Consider the following 17058-nt stretch of genomic DNA (forward strand, 5'->3'; position numbering starts at 1 on the left):
ATGAATTCTCCCCCGCTCCCTATTGTTTAGGATTTATGTCCCAAACTGATAAATGAAGTTAAAAGATTATTTTGCTGCAGAAATTAATTTTTCTTTTAAATCTTTACGCATAAAGTCCAATGTGTATGGATCATTGTACCAGTATGTACCAGCAGTTACTTTTACTACATGACCATTTTTTACAGCTGGTAAGTTTTTCCAGATATTTGTTGTTTCATATCCAGGTGTTGTTTTACCTTCACTCGTTGAAACAATGTAGTCTCCAGCAATATCTTGGATTTTTTCTTGATTGATTTCAGCCCAGCCGGCTTTTTCAACTAATTTCTTTTGACCTTCAGACATTTTCAAACCGAAAGCTTGATATAATACTTCGCCGCCACGGCCCCAATTGTCACCATATGTGTATAACTTTTTGTCAAACTCGTCAACAATTGATACTGTTTTATCTTGGCCAATTTTTTCTTTTATTTCTTTACCATCTTTAGCTGTTTGTGCTTTCCAATCTTTTTCCCATTTTTGCACTTCATCTTCTTTACCAATTAACTTCCCAAGCATTTCTTGTTGTTCTAAATATTTGTGTTTGTTGTAATCGATTACTACGGTAGGTGCAATTTTTTTGTATTTTTTGATATTTTTATCAGTAGAATATACTAAAATTAAGTCTGGCTTTTGCTTAGCAACTTTTTCTACATCGTTATCTCCAATTTTTTCCACATCTTTGAATTTATCTTTTAATACTTTACTTTGATCAACTTGGTTACTAACAGCAACAATATTAGCACCTAACTTCTTAAGTCCTCCAGCATATGTAGGTGCAACAACGGCAATACGTTTTGGATTTTTTGGAATATCCACTTTCTTGCCATCATCCATTGTGTAAGATTTTGTATCTTCTTTCTTATCTGCATCTTTACTTTGTCCACAAGCTGCTAGTACAAGTACCAAGGCGATTAGCGGTAATAATAATTTTTTCATAACATCCTCCTATTGATAATGATTATCATTATTGTGCTATTATACTCAATTTTTAGATTTTTTACAACATAACATTTACTATTTTATGGGTATTTTTGCAAATTTTTTTTTGCCTTACTTTTCTCCAAAATAAAAATAAGTAAACAGCATCTAAAATATATTGCTTGGTCTATGATTAATAATGCCTACAGAACATAAAAAAACAATAGTTACACCCTTTAACTTTAATAGTTCATCATTAAAATAAATCTAAGACAGACTTGGCAATATTACTATAGGCCATATCTTCCATTGGTGGATTGTGTAAGCCGGCACGAATATCACGATAATATCGTTGTAATGGGCGTTCCATTTCCAAACTTTTTGCGCCAACGATTCTCATAGCTAAATCAACCACTTCAAGGCACTGATTCATCACCACAACTTTACTCGCTGAGGTTTCATTCCAAATTTGGCTTTCTCCGTCTAACATTTGATATCCTCTTGCCGTACTAAATAGAAAATGTCGCGCTGATAATAGTAATGACTCCATTTTACCGATATTTTGTTGAACTGTAGATAACTCAGCAATGGTACCTTGAATGCTATTAGGATGATATGACTTAGCAAAGTCGACTGCATAGTCTCTAGCTGCTTGAGCAATTCCCAAGTATGTACTAGGAATGTGAAGTATCCATCCATTTGGGCGTCGTTGTCCTCGTGTTTCAACAAAATGTTCAAGAGGAACTTTAACATCGTTTAGCACTAAATCATGACTTTCTGTAGCACGCATGCCCAATACATTCCAATTATCTGCAATTTCTACACCATCTGCATCTTTGGATACTAAGAAAAAGCCAACTTGATCAATAGCTTCAACATATGCACCAACAATAAAATGTGTTAATGCTTTACTCATAGAAGTATATGTTTTCACGCCATTAAGCACATATACATCACCTTCTTTAACCGCATGCGTAGCCGGTCGACCCCCACGAGTTGGACTACCTGTTTCTGCTTCACTTACTGCTCTATTGACAAGGGCGCCTTGTTTGATATCTTCAGCAAAGCGATTAAGCATACGTTGGTCCCATAAATCTTGTTCGTAAAGTTGACCCACAACACTAAGATGCCACCCGATTGACAATGCAGTTGCTCCATCGATAGAGCCTAAGTATGTTTGTAGCACAACCATATCCTCAATTGTAGCTCCTTCACCACCATAAGCTACTGGAAGTGTTAATAAACTATATCCTTCTTTAATAAGCCATTCTATATTCTCAAAGGGAAAATTAGCATGTAAATCATTAGAATTTGCCCTTGCTTTAAAGCTATCCTCTATAGTCTTGAATTTCTCAATCCACTTTTTCTGAATCTTGCTGTGTATTAAAAATGACTTTATCATTGACATCACCTATTCATTACAATTATTTATCCCTAGTTTACCACTCAACATTTATGAATTAAAGTTCATCCATTATGCGTACTAAGTCATATATTTAGAGTAAATTCACACATCTTTCATTAATTCATCGTTTAATAAAGTTTGATCACTATAAAATAGTGTAAATATACATATGTAAAATAATTTTGATATTTGAGGTGAATTTTATGAATAATCAATTTTTTAGTAATGATTTTGATTCAATCCTTAGACGAATGATGCAAGATATGCAAGCAAATAACAATACTGGAAATAAAAAGTTTTATATTAATGGTAAAGAAGTTTCTCCTGAAGAATTAAATCAATTAAGGCAGCAAGGTCAACATTCTGCAGAACAAAGTGCAAATGTATTTCAAAATGCTCAAAATAATCAACAACATACTGGTGGCAAAGATTACTTATCCCAAATTGGACGCAATTTAACACAAGAAGCACGTGATGGTTTACTTGATCCCGTGATAGGTCGCGATACTGAAATTCAAAAGACAGCAGAAGTATTATGTCGTCGTACTAAAAATAATCCTATACTTGTCGGCGAAGCAGGTGTAGGTAAAACTGCAATCGTTGAAGGTTTAGCCCAAGAAATCGTTAAAGGGAATGTCCCAACTTCGATTAAAGATAAAGATATTATTTCAGTCGATATTTCTAGTTTAGAAGCTGGCACACAATATCGCGGTGCTTATGAAGAAAACGTTCAAAAATTAGTTGATGCCTTAAAAGAAAATGAAAATGCCATCTTATTCTTTGATGAAATTCATCAAATGATAGGTTCTGGCTCAACAGGCGGTGAATCTGGTGGTAAAGGATTATCAGATATACTTAAACCAGCATTAAGTCGGGGTGAGATTTCTATTATAGGTGCTACCACACAAGATGAGTATCGTAATAATATTTTAAAGGATGCTGCACTAGCAAGACGCTTTAATGAAGTCGTTGTTAATGAACCAAGTGCACAAGACACAGTCGAAATTTTAAAAGGTATTAGAGAAAAATTCGAAGAACATCATCAAGTTAAGTTGCCAGATGAAGTATTGCAAGCATGTGTAGATTTATCAAATCAATATATTCCTCAACGGCTTTTACCTGACAAAGCGATTGATGTCTTAGATATTACATCCGCACATTTATCTGCTCAAAACCCTGCGCTGGATAAAGTAGAAACTGAAAAGAGAATCACTGAATTAGAAAATGATAAGAGACAAGCGGTAAGTAAAGAAGCTTACAAAGAAGCAGATAAAATTCAATCCCAAATTAAAGAATTACAAAATCAATTAGATAATGGTACGAAAGAACAACAATCCGTAGCTACTGTCCAAGATGTTTCTGATACGATTGAAAGGCTAACTGGAATACCTGTATCACAAATGGATGATAATGATATCGAACGTTTAAAAAATATTAATCGCCGTTTAAAAAATAAAATCATTGGACAAGATAAAGCGGTAGATATGGTTTCTAGAGCCATTCGTCGTAATCGAGCTGGATTTGATGAAGGTAACCGTCCAATTGGTAGTTTCTTATTTGTAGGACCTACTGGTGTAGGTAAAACTGAACTAGCAAAACAGTTGGCTATTGATTTATTTGGTAACAAAGAAGCATTGATTCGTTTAGACATGAGTGAGTATAGTGATCAAACAGCAGTGTCTAAAATGATAGGTACTACAGCAGGCTATATTGGCTATGATGACAACTCCAATACATTAACTGAAAAAGTAAGACGCAATCCTTATTCAGTTATTTTATTTGATGAAATTGAAAAAGCAAATCCTCAAATTCTCACATTGCTTTTACAGGTAATGGATGATGGTAATTTAACAGATGGGCAAGGCAATGTTATTAACTTTAAAAATACAATCGTCATATGCACTTCCAATGCTGGTTATGGAGACAACGAAGAATTTGATGACATTATGAATGAATTAAAAAGATTCTTCAGACCTGAATTTCTTAACAGATTTAATGGTATCGTTGAGTTTACGCATTTAGATAAACACGCTTTACAAGATATTATTAATTTACTCTTAGATGATGTTCAAGTGACTTTAGATAAAAAAGATATTACAATGAATGTTTCTCAAGAAGCAAAAGACTGGTTAATTGAACAAGGCTATGATAAACAAATGGGCGCACGTCCATTACGCAGAGTTGTTGAACAACAGGTACGAGATAAAATTACAGACTATTATTTAGATCATACTGATGTAAAACATGTTGACATAGATATTGATAATGATGAAATCATTGTAAAAGGTACAAATTAATATTTAATTAAAAGCGCACCTTTTTCTCCTACTGTGATGTGCACCCCATAAAGTTAGATTTTTAATCCAACTTTTGGGGTGCACATCACTCCTGAAAAAAGTGCGCTTTTTTGAATAAATGATGGCATCATTTGCTAATGAACAATGCTTATATGAGTTAAATATATTGTTCTAATTCATGAATAAGTTCTTGAATACGCTGACGTTGATCTTTAGAAACATAAACAATAACGGTTCTTTCATCATGAACGCTACGCTTTTTAGATAATAGCTTTAACTCTTTAAGTTTTTGTAGTGCTTTTGTTAAATAATAAGGCTTGAACTCTGAAGTCACTGCAATTTCTTTAGAAGTTATTTCATTGGACTCACTTTTTAAAATATAATTTAAAATAAAGATTTCTTCATAGCTTAAATTATATTTTTTCTTTGTCGCTTTGAAAAATTGTTTAACTTGAAATGTTGCACTGACTAGTTCATCAATATTTTTTATCTTACTCATAATTTCAACCACTCCTCTGATGCATATCTTGTTGCTTGGTTTGCTAAATGTTTTTTAAATTTTAACGCATCTCTTGTTATAAATAATATTTTATAACAATTAGATAATAAAATTCAATATTTTTATTAAGCTAAAGTGATTTAATTCATTAATTGCAATTATAGATTTTTCTATTCCGCCAAAATGAATTACATCCCTATTTATGTAATGATGGCAGTTTTCATAGAAAAAAGATGGTAAAAGTAAGGCCAATGACCTTTACTATACCACCTCTAGTATACGTATGGAATTGATACATATAATGAAGTTCAATCATTAACTAAGTTATTGAATACTCTTCAACAAATACTTAGATTTACATATCTTCTTTTTTATATTTTATTAGATACATAATCGACAAATCGTTGAATGTCTCCATTCTTAATTTTCGTCATTGGAACTTTCCCAATATTAAAAGTAAAACTGATACCATCGTCAGTCATGTTAATTGACTCTATTTCATTATAAGGAATATTTCTGTAATAAAATTGGCCATTCATATCAACATTCATAATTAAACGTTCTGAGGTTGCTATAAATGCACCTTCAAATTCAGATTGTCCTTGAACATGATATTCAATTATCCCTAAGACAGATGGCCCTTTCGTTTCAGTTGGAAACAAATCATTTGGATTAATATTATCAAGTATCATTATTTATCATCCTATTCACTTTGAATTGACTATATATGGGTTAATTCTAAGTGGTTAACAATAGTATTGTAACATTCATTAAACAGTAATTTCACTTGGGACATTTTATCTGTTTTAATACCTATTCGAATTTGCCGTTCATCCGTTCGACATCTTTCTTTATAAATGTACTTTTTATCCACTAAAGATTTGATCAATGGAGTAATATACATATTATGCTGTTCAATAACATATTTTAATTGTGCCATATTGTACGCATTAGGATATAGATAGATAAGCCCTAAAATAAATAATTCATCTAAATGTATACTGTCATGTAAACTTGTTAATTCAAAGTCATCGTGGAGTACTTTCACATCCATAAACTCTTTAAGTTTAAAATGACAGTGTAAATCCAACTTAGCATCTATATCATAATTTGCAATTATCTTTTTAATTTCTTGAAGCAGGTGCTCAATTTTTTTATGTTGTATTTTGGTCATATAAATAATAAGTCGCCGTTGATCATTAGGATTACGCTTTTTTGATATCCAGTGCATTGCGTATAACTGAGCTAGATATTTAAGCATCATTGCTTTATTGCAGTGTTCTTTTATCACTAAAGTTTGAATCGTCAAAGGGCGCTCATGCGCTGTTGAATAATCTTTAATAAATAGAAGTATTTTAAATTGTTGCATATTCATATGATAAGCATATCTCAAACTTTCATTGACGGTTTTTACTAGTGAATAGCATCCTAACACCAATCTAATTCGTGTGTTAATGTTCATCACTACACACCCTCCTTAGTCAGCAAATACCATGCATTAGCTTCTAAGTGAAAATTTAATATGCCCTATACTCATACTAGGCAATATATATTTACGGTTAATTATCGTTGGGTATGATAATTGGCCTTTCCAAAAATGTGGCTGAAACAAATTATCTTTGTTTTTCGTTTGATCTTGATGATGATTTAAGTTCGGTGCTTTTGTATAAGTAATTAAACTACTTTCAGCATGGCTCATCGGCTGAGTTGTTTTAAAATTTAATTGCAAGTCTTGTAACTGTTCTGCGGTTGAAATATTCATATTGAAAGCTAAACATTGATACTCAAATTTAAACTTGGTTAAAATAATTTGATTATCTTGATGGACAATATCCCCTCTAAGTTGATTCATCATATTGAAAAACGCTAAAAACATATTGTTATCCATATTACGTCCGTGAAATAAATACTGCAGCAAAAAATCAAGCGAAAAACTTATGCCTTTAAGCATTAAATAGTACCGTGCCATCAAAGAAAAATTGATTATATTTTGTTGAGTGATCTCGCCATTTTGATTCATATTTAACATTGTTGTATCTAAAATCACTTTGTGATGATACTTTTTCCAAGTAGTTAATTGTTCAAAAGTTATAAAGTATGAGGTAATATACTCATCAATTTCATTAAATTCATATGGTCTAACATCTCGATGAGGTACTGATAAATACAATGTGCATCTGTTAAAAAATTGTCTAACCTCATTAACAACCTTCTGTATCACTTGTTTGTCAGTACTATCTAACATAATTGATACACCATCTACTTCATTTACAAAGCGTGAATAAAATAAAGTTATAAATAATTGATTCACATTATTAAATCCATGTTGCTCGAGGTATGTTAAATCTAAACCCTTAAAATAAAATATAGGCGTTAGTCCTAAATAGTTTAATTTAGTAAGGTAATATTCACACATTCTCTGCACCGCTGAGAAATCAGTCAAATCAATGGGTATAATCACATAAACATGTTTATTTTTAGAAAATAAATGCTGTGTTACATAAAATATCTGATGCTCATTCAAGTACAACAATTGTTGGCTGGTAATAAATAAATCTTTAGGTTCTATATGACAAATTGGCAAAGTATTAGAAGAGAGGATGATATCTTTATTATTGGACACTGTTGTATAATGTTTTACCTTATGAAAATAAGATTGATAAGTTTGTTCGCTTAATGGTAAATATTGAATATTTTCATAATAACTTGTTGTTAAACTATGATACTGCTTTCTAATTTCTTTTGGGGTATATCCATATGAATCTTTGAATAAATTAATAAACCTAGAGTAATGATTAAACCCATGCTGATATGCAATATCTTCCACAGTTCGATGCTCTTTTAAAATATCGATAAGCGCGCATTTCAAGCGAATATCATTGACATACTGATTAATACTTTGAAAAGGTGTTTGGTATTTTATAACATTTGACAATTCTTGATTTGTCATATTTAATGCATTAGCAATCTCTTGCTTTTTTAATTTTTTTGTATGGTGTGAAATTAAATAGTCATGGACTTCATCTAATACTGTCATATTTTGTGTTTTTGCTCTATATAAGTGCGACATTGAACCTAATTCAACACATAAATGTTTAATCATTTTTAAAGTTGTCTGTTCGTCTGCTTTATTAAAGCATTCTAACTCAATGATATTCATTAATATAGGTAATACTTGTTGCTTCTCAATATTTGATAGTTTATAGCCACTGATATCAATATATTCACTCGCATATTTCACATAGTCTTTAAAAGACAAATCAACAACTAACGTCACTGCATCATCATCGCTTTGAATTTGATATAAATCGTTCAGCATTAAAAGTACAATATCCCCTTCTGTCATGTGATATTGCTTCAAATTAATATCAATCGTACCTTGCCCTTTCACCCAATAAATCAACTTAACATTGACTGTCTTTTGCCCATAAGTATTTAACTTTTGTAATAATTTTACCGAAAACTGTCCGTTCATATGTCGTCCTCTCATCAATTAATTACAGAGATATACAACAATATACTTCAATCCCCACTTGAAGTATTCATACACCATTCCTTCAATGTATCTATCTCACATAGTTAATTGTAATTTTTATTTCGGTATAAGTAGTAACAAAATCATATTTTATTATAGCCAACTTTTTATTATTCGCATATTATTTCATATCAGTTAAAACTTTTTATCCTTTATCCATGTTTTTTATCATCAATTATCCTATGCACCATTTTCTACATAATTCAACTGTATTATTTTATTTTCTGTTTTTTTACAAAATGATGACATAAAAAAATTAACAAATCAAAAAAAATTGAATAAAGTCTGTTATATAAGCATTTCTTTTTATTACAAAATATCTCATTATGCAAAATACGTTTAAAATATATTAGAGGAAAATTACAAAATGTTAACAACCCACACAAACCAACTTTTTTCTGGTAAAGTATTGTTTGTCTTAAACAAGATGATTAATTGTTGATGTCCGATTCATCAACCACTATAAAAAATACAATTATATTAAATTATTTTTCGGGAGGATATTTTATAATGAAGAAAATCGCTACTGCTACAATCGCTACTGCAGGAATTGCTACATTTGCTTTGACTGGTGGACACCATGCTCATGCTGCTGAACAAACAAATCATGACGGTTATAATCCAAATGACCCTTACTCATACAGCTACTCTTATACAATCGATGCACAAGGTAACTATCATTACACTTGGAAAGGTAACTGGTCACCAAATCAATTAAACCAAAACCAAGGTTACACTTATTACAATAACTATAATAGCTATTACAATTACAACAACTATAATTACAGCAACACATATGCTTCATCAAATTCATACCGTACTGGTGGCTTGGGTGCAAGCTATTCAACTTCTAGCTCTAACATACATGTGACAACTACAAGTGCACCATCATCTCATGGTGTGTCAATCTCAAGTGCTTCACATTCAGGTAGCAACTTATATACTAGTGGTCAATGTACTTATTATGTATTCGATAGAGTTGGCGGTAAAATTGGTTCAACTTGGGGCAATGCTAGCAACTGGGCAAATGCTGCTGCAGCTGCTGGGTACACTGTAAATAACAGACCTTCAGTAGGCGCAATCATGCAAACATCTCAAGGTTACTATGGTCACGTTGCTTATGTTGAAAGTGTTGGAAGTAATGGTTCAGTAACTGTTTCAGAAATGAACTATGGTCATGGACCAGGTGTTGTAACAACACGTACAATCTCTGCATCTCAAGCAGCTTCATACAACTTCATTCATTAATATTTAAAGTTATCAAGGCTGGGATATAAATCCCAAAATAATAGCACAAAGATGGTTTAACATAAATCATCTTTGTGCTTCTTTTATATTTAATACTTTGTATGATTGACTTACTTAAGACCCGCTTCAGCCAGTTTTTCTGTGCTTAGCCCCAACTTGCGTTGTCCGTGGAAATGCTTGTTGCATTTCTTTTTGTTAGGGCCCCGCTCGCTAGATTGCTGTGTATTTATATGTGTTTTTGTACTGGAAATTTTAAAAAATAAGGTGTTTTCGTACTATGTATTAAATTTTACTTAACGAATTAATCAAAGTGCCTTATGACAGATGCAATCTAATAAAATGTTACATTTCTTTTTACAACGCATTAATAAGGTGAGTCATATTTATGGCTCACCTTACTTCACAAATTCAGTATCTCTTTTAATGGTTATGTCTATATATTAATGATGCACATTACGGAATTCATGTTAAGATTAATAGATTCAATCCTCGCTACAAAAATTGAACCATCATCCTATGTAGAGGATATTTTACTAATAATCATATCGCTACATTTATTCTCGCTACAAAAATAAACATTGACTTCTAATAATTATTAGCATACTTTATATTAACCGGATATAGCTATAGTTAAACATACTTTGAAATAATTTTTACGTAACTTTATTATTTTTTTTAATACCAATACCTGTAAACCCGTAAAAAACAGCTAATATAGCACATAAATAACATGGTACTGTCCAAATAAAGAATTGATCAACCGGCACATTTAATTGCTGTGCATAATATATTCCTGAAGTTCCCCATGGAATAAGAGGTAATACCATTGTACTTGCATCTTCCAGCGTCCTAGATAGATTTGATCGATTTAACCCCATGTCTTCAAACATATCTTTCATCACAACACCAACCATAATAATTACAATAGATGCTACGCCAGCAGCAAACACCATCATTAAACAACAAATAACAGTAATTAAAATAAGGCTACCTGTTGATTTGACACCTTTTGAAATGGTCTCTAATAAAACATTTAAACAGCCTGATTTTTCTAAAATACCAGCAAATGCATAGCCACAAAAAATGGTAACAATAATTTGAGTCATACTCATCATGCCACCTTGTTCAATTAATGTTTTAGCATTATGAGAAATATGACTATGTCCAGTCATATTAGCTGTAAACCCATCAAATGTAGCTTTAAATCCATCTGCTAAATTAAAGTGATGATTAAACGCACCTACAAAAATTGCAGTAATACTAGATGCTAGCATCGACGGCACTGTCGATACTTTAAACATAAGGCAAATAATAATAACAATGAGCGGTATCCAAACAAAGAAATTAAACTGATATAACGTTGCAAGTTCAGATAATAGTGATTGAATTTGCTTTGTGTTTACATGACCATCGTTATGTAAGCCTAAGACAAACCAGACAATCATACCAATGAGTGAAGCAGGTATTGTCGTCCACATCATCGCACGAATATGTGAAAATATATTCACCTTCGTAACTAATGCTGCTAAATTAGTTGTATCAGATAGCGGTGACATTTTATCCCCAAAGACGGCACCTGCAATGATGGCACCTGCAGCCATACCTAAATTCATATTCAATTGGCTTGCAATGGAAATAAGCGCTATACCTGCAGTTGATGCGGATCCCCAAGCTGTACCTGTAGCTAAACTACAGATGGCAGAAATAATAAATGCAGACACTAAAAAATACTGAGGATTTAAAAATTTTAATCCATAATAGATTAAAGCAGGCACAGTACCAGCGTACATCCAACTACCAACAATAATACCCACAGCCAATATGATAAATATAGCAGGCATCGCTGTTGTTAACCGATGCGTAATCCCTTCTTCTATGTCATTCCATTTCAACCCTACTCGAATACCAATCAATGCGGCATAAGCTGATGAAATAAGTAATAGTACTTGAATGGGAATGTTAAAAACAATAAATCCTATTGTCACTACACAGACCATAACAATGATGGTAGAAAGTGCCTCGAAAAACGTTGGTTTTCTTGTCATATAGTCAGCTCCTTATCTCACAACTAGTTATGATTTTATTTATCAGTAACTGAGATCTAACTTTTCAAGACCTAATTCTTCAACAGTAAGTCCATCTTCAAAAAAGTCTCTCTCTAGTATGGTTGAAGCGATAATTATAACTGCATCAATATTGGGCGTCGGCACATCAATAACACGACCTATGCTTGACCATAACACTAAACCATAAGCGATATCTTCAGTTAAATAACGATTTTCTACGTGATTAGGACCCGGTATTTGAGAAAAGACTGGACTTGTATTAAATAATCGATTTAAAGGTTCATCTTCGTCTGTACGTTCTAAATAGCCCCGTTGAATTCTTGATTCTTTCGCCGATTCTAATTCGAATCCTAATCGACGGCCTAAATTAATACGCTCTAATTCTATCGCATGGAGTAATCTTACTGTATGTTGCGTAATTCCTTCTTTATAAAGTGAAAACTTTTGTGCATGATCAATACGGCCTACATTAAGTAACGTTGGCCCTGGGTGCACTTCTGGGTTCCCATTTTCTAAATTCGTTTTCAATAAACTTTCTTCTTTGACTAGTTGAGGATAAATTTGACTTACTTTATCATAACTATCATTTAATTCTTCACGATTAAATGTTGAAAAGTACACGCGTCGCACATTAAGAGATAAGTCAACACGCGCTTGTGCAAAATCTACCCTTGTGCCATATGTTAACGTGTTAGCTTCAGCAAATTTAGGGTGTACATCAATATTGCGATCTTCTAACACATTCATAAAACGAATTGAGCCCATTGACGCTGCAATATTAAAGAAGATTAAATGGTCATTGGTTACGTGATATGACATAACCTTTGCATAGTATTCTATAAAAGATGAAGGAATAATCACTTGAACGAGTTCGGCATCTTGTAATACATAAGCTATATCATCACTAATATTAGTGAATTCTATAAATTTTTCATTTCCTTCATTATTAAAATCAAAGCCGCCACGCTCAAATGCAGTATTAAATTTTTCCAGTGATTGATTTCGGCAATATAATCTTACCTCATGTCCTTGATCTACCATGTCTAATGCGGCAGTAACCGCACCATTACCTGAACCAATAATAGCTATTTTCATCTGAATACCTCACTTTTAAAATATTTCAATACAAAATAAATTCAATAAAAAATGATGCGTTTTAAACAAAGCGCACCATACATATTCATAAATATATAACCATTTATCATATATGTTAAACCTACAATTTGCATAAGTACTGCATGTTAATACGTTCTTAATACCCATGGGTTACTTATTCTGCTATAGTTAATGTGATTAGATTTTTTATTAAACTCAGGAGGAGTTATTATGACGCAACAATCACAAGGTTTTAATACACCACAACATAACGATAGTGACGATGTTCGTCTTATGGCTATGCTTATTTACTTATTAGGTTTCGTCTCAGGATTTATAGGCCCTCTAATTATATGGCTAGTTAAAAAAGATGATTCTAAATTAATTGATCAGTCAGGAAAAAGCTATTTAAATATGTTTATTTCTTATATGATTTGGTGTGCAGTACCTGTAGTAATCATGATGTTTTCACTCATTTTTTATATGCCTTTTGATCCAACTTCAGGCTTGATTTCAATATTTATATTTTTGTTATTAAATTTGGTCATTTTGGGATTACTGATTACCTTTTCTGTTTTCAACATCATTGGCTGTGTTAAATATTATCAAGGTACCTATTACCAAGCTCCATTATCCATTCGATTTTTCAAATAAATTGTACAGTGTTTTTGTTACAAACATTTGTAATATTTAAAGGTTAGTTTTATTTAAATCAGCTACTTTTCATCTTTGCAGCGCACATTTAGCTCTGTATATCACTTGTAACCTTGCAGCTCTTTTATTACAGAGAGATGCAGGGTTTTATTATTTTATTTACGAAAAGATAACATCACACATTTCCATGTATATTTCTGTTAAAGTAAGTTTTGTCGTTAAACGACGATAACATTCACAATTAAGATGCGCTACCATCTTTGTGAATATTTCATACAATTGGGAGGATTTTATTATAATGAAAAAACTACTAACAATAACAACTTTAACTGCAGGATTAGGTGCCACATTAATCAGCACATCCCATCAAGCTGATGCAGCAGAATTTCAACCTTCACATCAATACAGCTATCAACAACAAAACTTTAGCCAACAAGCTTATCAATATCACACTACAGAAACAAATACAACATCAACTAGCACATCTACACAATCAATATCTACATCTTCTGGCAATTTATATACTGCCGGTCAATGTACTTGGTATGTATTTGACCGTGTCGACGGAAAAATTGGTTCTACATGGGGCAATGCCAATAACTGGGCAAGTGCAGCTCAAGCAGCGGGTTACACAGTAGATCATCAACCTGAAGAAGGCGCGATATTACAAACTTCTGAAGGTAGTTATGGACACGTTGCATACGTAGAAAGTGTCAATAGTGATGGATCAGTGACTATATCAGAAATGAACTACTCAAACGGTCCATTTTCAACAGACACACGCACAATTTCAGCCAGTCAAGCTAGCGCTTATAATTATATTCATATGAACTAAGCATAATATTTAAATATCATAAATTACACGTTTGGGCCTGGGACATCATTCTTGTCCTGGGCTCACATCTATATTTTGACAATACTCAATTGGTTCTATTTAAAAATTAGTTATACTTATATATCGCATGTATCCATCATAACAGTTTTCAGCATATGCACGTTTACCAATAAATGACTCAGACATTCTAATGAATCAACCTTGTCTAAGCTCTATGCAAGGAAAAATGGCATATGCATTTCAAAAAATATACAAGCTGGTGCTCCAAGCATATACAAAGAAAGTAAATTAGTGTGAAACAGAACGCTTTAAATTTCTGTGCCACACTTTTTTAATGCCCAAATATTGCAGTTGTATAGCATATTTGAGAAAATACGACTGTTGCGATTTAAAGCTAGAGGAGGAATAACAAATGACCTGGTTAAAAGTCATCATAGCAGGTTTATTGGAAATAGTATGGGTCACAAGCTTGAATCAAGCGCATTCATTGACATCTTGGAGCTTCACATTATTAATGATTGCGCTAAGTTTCTATCTTGTTATATCTGCAACAAAGTCTCTAGCCGTTGGAACAGTCTATGCATTATTTGTTGGTATTGGTGCGGCTGGAACAGTTATTGTTGACATGCTATTTTTCCATCAGCCCATCTCCATATTAAAACTAATACTTATCTTAATGTTGATTATAGGCATTTTAGGGCTCAAGTTAACTACTGATATAACAGAACATGGAGGTAGCAACTAATGTCTTGGTTTTATTTAATCATTGCTGGCTGTTTTGAAATTTTAGGTGTTGTGCTGTTAAATCAACTTGCACGCACATCTCGTTGGTACTACATAATTTTATTGGCACTTACCTTTGTGCTTAGTTTTACAACTTTAAAATTAGCTATGGTGTCCATTCCGATGGGTACTGCTTATGCAATATGGACGGGCATAGGAACTGCAGGAGGCACATTTATCGGTATGTTGTTCTACCAAGAATCTACATACCCATTACGCATAGGTTTTATTGCAGTAATTATTGCAGCTGTAATTGGACTCCGGCTGCTCGGCTAATTAGTAAAGTATATAAATTGTATACGTTTTCTCAATTTACTATACTGGAGCTAAAGGAAGTGATAATGATGGAAAAAGTTTATATTGCCGGAAAAATTCCAGAAGTCGGTTTAAATTTATTAAAAGAGCATTTCGAAGTTGAAATGTATGAAGGTGAAGGTATTATTGATAAAGAAACGTTAAAACGTGGTGTCAAAGATGCTTCTGCACTTATTAGTATCTTATCGACAAATGTTGATAAAGAGGTAATTGATGCTGCTAATAATTTAAAAATCATTGCAAATTACGGTGCTGGTTTTAATAATGTCGATGTTGATTATGCTCGCGAAAAAAATATCGATGTAACAAATACGCCTAAAGCATCTACAAATGCAACAGCCGAACTTACCTTTGGATTAGTCTTAGCAGTTGCTCGACGCATCGTTGAAGGTGATAAATTATCACGCACACAAGGCTTTGATGGATGGGCTCCGCTTTTCTTTAGAGGACGTGAAGTATCAGGTAAAACGATTGGTATCATTGGATTAGGCGAAATTGGTGGCGCTGTTGCCAAACGTGCAAAAGCTTTCGATATGGATATTTTATATACAGGTCCACATCAAAAGGTTGAAAAAGAGCGCGAGATTGGTGCAAAATATGTTGATTTAGAAACGTTGCTTAAAAATTCCGATTTTATCACGATTAATGCAGCGTATTCTCCAAAGCTACATCATCTTATTGATACTGAGCAATTTAAATTGATGAAATCAACTGCTTATCTTGTAAATGCTGGACGTGGTCCTATTGTTAATGAAGAAGCACTTGTACAAGCATTGCATGATAAAGAGATTGAAGGCGCAGCATTAGATGTTTATGAATTCGAGCCTAAAATTACTGAAGGCTTGAAATCATTAGATAACGTTGTCATCACACCGCATATTGGGAATGCGACGTATGAAGCACGTGATATGATGTCTAAAATTGTTGCAAATGATACAATTAAAAAATTAACAGGTGAAACGCCGCAATTTATCGTCAATTAATGACCTCTAAACTATCAATTTCCTTTAATATAAATACAACAATAGTCTAGAACATAATGATATTTTAGACTCGGAACTCTATATTGACGGTAGTTGATTGAATTAAAAATACGCTTATACTAAGCTTTTTTCAATTCAAGTCAACCTTGTCAGGTTGGGACATAAATCCTAGAAAAATAACACTCAGATGAATTGAATTCAACGCATCTGAGTGTTTCTTTTTTATTCAATACTTCGTATTGTTGGCTCGCTTTCCTAGGGTGCCATCTCAGCCACCCCAACTTGCTTTGATCGACGAAATGCTTTTCGTATTTCTCTCTGTTGGGGCCCCACCCCAACTTGCTTTGATCGATGAAATGCTTTTCGCATTTCTCTCTGTTGGGGCC

The 17058-nt window shown here is 32.8% G+C and carries 15 protein-coding genes; 7 read left to right on the plus strand and 8 right to left on the minus strand.

Features of this window, described 5'->3' with window-relative positions; genetic code table 11:
- Window positions 1–66 precede the first annotated feature (66 nt).
- Complete coding sequence (locus tag HMPREF3267_RS12090) at window positions 67–975, minus strand: ABC transporter substrate-binding protein (protein ID WP_002478811.1); 909 nt, start codon at window positions 973–975, stop codon at window positions 67–69.
- A gap of 238 nt (window positions 976–1213) precedes the next feature.
- Window positions 1214–2359: an acyl-CoA dehydrogenase family protein gene (locus HMPREF3267_RS12095; RefSeq protein WP_002460107.1), complete on the minus strand. Its 1146-nt coding sequence runs from the start codon at window positions 2357–2359 to the stop codon at window positions 1214–1216.
- A 206-nt stretch (window positions 2360–2565) separates the two neighbouring features.
- On the opposite strand from HMPREF3267_RS12095, the gene HMPREF3267_RS12100 reads away from it, so the two are divergent.
- A complete protein-coding gene (locus HMPREF3267_RS12100) occupies window positions 2566–4659 on the plus strand; it encodes an AAA family ATPase (RefSeq protein WP_002492254.1) in 2094 nt (697 codons plus the stop codon).
- A gap of 157 nt (window positions 4660–4816) precedes the next feature.
- Here the strand turns inward: HMPREF3267_RS12100 and HMPREF3267_RS12105 are convergent, their stop codons facing one another.
- From HMPREF3267_RS12105 to HMPREF3267_RS12120, 4 genes are all read right to left on the minus strand, one after another.
- Window positions 4817–5158 (minus strand): transcriptional regulator, SarA/Rot family, encoded by a 342-nt coding sequence (locus HMPREF3267_RS12105; RefSeq protein WP_002478808.1) that lies wholly within the window; start codon window positions 5156–5158, stop codon window positions 4817–4819.
- Between the two features lie 371 nt (window positions 5159–5529).
- Window positions 5530–5850, minus strand: coding sequence for a PH domain-containing protein (locus HMPREF3267_RS12110; protein ID WP_002460110.1), 321 nt, complete (start codon window positions 5848–5850; stop codon window positions 5530–5532).
- A 29-nt stretch (window positions 5851–5879) separates the two neighbouring features.
- On the minus strand, window positions 5880–6620 hold the full coding sequence (locus HMPREF3267_RS12115; protein WP_037543236.1) for a transcriptional regulator, SarA/Rot family: 741 nt from the start codon (window positions 6618–6620) through the stop codon (window positions 5880–5882).
- A gap of 36 nt (window positions 6621–6656) precedes the next feature.
- Window positions 6657–8633: an AraC family transcriptional regulator gene (locus tag HMPREF3267_RS12120; RefSeq protein WP_037543238.1), complete on the minus strand. Its 1977-nt coding sequence runs from the start codon at window positions 8631–8633 to the stop codon at window positions 6657–6659.
- 570 nt (window positions 8634–9203) lie between these two features.
- Here HMPREF3267_RS12120 and HMPREF3267_RS12125 point away from each other — a divergent pair.
- Window positions 9204–9941 carry a CHAP domain-containing protein gene (locus tag HMPREF3267_RS12125; protein ID WP_002478804.1) on the plus strand — a complete coding sequence of 246 codons (738 nt, stop codon included), beginning with the start codon at window positions 9204–9206 and terminating at the stop codon, window positions 9939–9941.
- A gap of 653 nt (window positions 9942–10594) precedes the next feature.
- Here the strand turns inward: HMPREF3267_RS12125 and nhaC are convergent.
- Together nhaC and HMPREF3267_RS12135 are read right to left on the minus strand one after the other, a co-directional pair.
- Entirely contained in the window at window positions 10595–11986 is a 1392-nt protein-coding gene (gene nhaC, locus HMPREF3267_RS12130; protein ID WP_070823887.1) for a Na+/H+ antiporter NhaC, read from the minus strand.
- Between the two features lie 42 nt (window positions 11987–12028).
- Window positions 12029–13102, minus strand: a complete 1074-nt coding sequence (locus HMPREF3267_RS12135) for an NAD/NADP-dependent octopine/nopaline dehydrogenase family protein (RefSeq protein WP_002478802.1) — start codon at window positions 13100–13102, stop codon at window positions 12029–12031.
- 231 nt (window positions 13103–13333) lie between these two features.
- On the opposite strand from HMPREF3267_RS12135, the gene HMPREF3267_RS12140 reads away from it, so the two are divergent.
- From HMPREF3267_RS12140 to HMPREF3267_RS12160, 5 genes are all read left to right on the plus strand, one after another.
- Window positions 13334–13756, plus strand: coding sequence for a DUF4870 domain-containing protein (locus tag HMPREF3267_RS12140; RefSeq protein ID WP_002478801.1), 423 nt, complete (start codon window positions 13334–13336; stop codon window positions 13754–13756).
- A 298-nt stretch (window positions 13757–14054) separates the two neighbouring features.
- Window positions 14055–14591, plus strand: a complete 537-nt coding sequence (locus tag HMPREF3267_RS12145; protein ID WP_062077958.1) for a CHAP domain-containing protein — start codon at window positions 14055–14057, stop codon at window positions 14589–14591.
- A gap of 412 nt (window positions 14592–15003) precedes the next feature.
- A complete protein-coding gene (locus tag HMPREF3267_RS12150) occupies window positions 15004–15336 on the plus strand; it encodes a DMT family transporter (RefSeq protein ID WP_062077959.1) in 333 nt (110 codons plus the stop codon).
- Entirely contained in the window at window positions 15336–15650 is a 315-nt protein-coding gene (locus HMPREF3267_RS12155; protein ID WP_070823888.1) for a DMT family transporter, read from the plus strand. The genes HMPREF3267_RS12150 and HMPREF3267_RS12155 overlap by 1 nt, the downstream gene beginning before the upstream one ends.
- Before the next feature lie 68 nt (window positions 15651–15718).
- Window positions 15719–16672, plus strand: coding sequence for a 2-hydroxyacid dehydrogenase family protein (locus HMPREF3267_RS12160; RefSeq protein WP_002492284.1), 954 nt, complete (start codon window positions 15719–15721; stop codon window positions 16670–16672).
- Window positions 16673–17058 lie beyond the last annotated feature (386 nt).

Origin of the sequence: Staphylococcus sp. HMSC62D11 (assembly GCF_001839145.1) — a bacterium.
In the GTDB taxonomy this organism is placed as follows: Bacteria; Bacillota; Bacilli; order Staphylococcales; family Staphylococcaceae; genus Staphylococcus; species Staphylococcus lugdunensis.

Excerpts from the sequence above, each read along its gene's own strand:
- HMPREF3267_RS12145 (WP_062077958.1), top strand. The coding sequence starts at position 14,055 with ATGAAAAAACTACTAACAATAACAACTTTAACTGCAGGATTAGGTGCC.
- HMPREF3267_RS12105 (WP_002478808.1), bottom strand. The coding sequence starts at position 5,158 with ATGAGTAAGATAAAAAATATTGATGAACTAGTCAGTGCAACATTTCAA.
- HMPREF3267_RS12125 (WP_002478804.1), top strand. The coding sequence starts at position 9,204 with ATGAAGAAAATCGCTACTGCTACAATCGCTACTGCAGGAATTGCTACA.
- HMPREF3267_RS12090 (WP_002478811.1), bottom strand. The coding sequence starts at position 975 with ATGAAAAAATTATTATTACCGCTAATCGCCTTGGTACTTGTACTAGCA.
- HMPREF3267_RS12160 (WP_002492284.1), top strand. The coding sequence starts at position 15,719 with ATGGAAAAAGTTTATATTGCCGGAAAAATTCCAGAAGTCGGTTTAAAT.
- HMPREF3267_RS12140 (WP_002478801.1), top strand. The coding sequence starts at position 13,334 with ATGACGCAACAATCACAAGGTTTTAATACACCACAACATAACGATAGT.
- HMPREF3267_RS12120 (WP_037543238.1), bottom strand. The coding sequence starts at position 8,633 with ATGAACGGACAGTTTTCGGTAAAATTATTACAAAAGTTAAATACTTAT.
- HMPREF3267_RS12155 (WP_070823888.1), top strand. The coding sequence starts at position 15,336 with ATGTCTTGGTTTTATTTAATCATTGCTGGCTGTTTTGAAATTTTAGGT.
- HMPREF3267_RS12100 (WP_002492254.1), top strand. The coding sequence starts at position 2,566 with ATGAATAATCAATTTTTTAGTAATGATTTTGATTCAATCCTTAGACGA.
- HMPREF3267_RS12110 (WP_002460110.1), bottom strand. The coding sequence starts at position 5,850 with ATGATACTTGATAATATTAATCCAAATGATTTGTTTCCAACTGAAACG.
- HMPREF3267_RS12135 (WP_002478802.1), bottom strand. The coding sequence starts at position 13,102 with ATGAAAATAGCTATTATTGGTTCAGGTAATGGTGCGGTTACTGCCGCA.
- HMPREF3267_RS12115 (WP_037543236.1), bottom strand. The coding sequence starts at position 6,620 with ATGAACATTAACACACGAATTAGATTGGTGTTAGGATGCTATTCACTA.
- nhaC (WP_070823887.1), bottom strand. The coding sequence starts at position 11,986 with ATGACAAGAAAACCAACGTTTTTCGAGGCACTTTCTACCATCATTGTT.
- HMPREF3267_RS12095 (WP_002460107.1), bottom strand. The coding sequence starts at position 2,359 with ATGATAAAGTCATTTTTAATACACAGCAAGATTCAGAAAAAGTGGATT.
- HMPREF3267_RS12150 (WP_062077959.1), top strand. The coding sequence starts at position 15,004 with ATGACCTGGTTAAAAGTCATCATAGCAGGTTTATTGGAAATAGTATGG.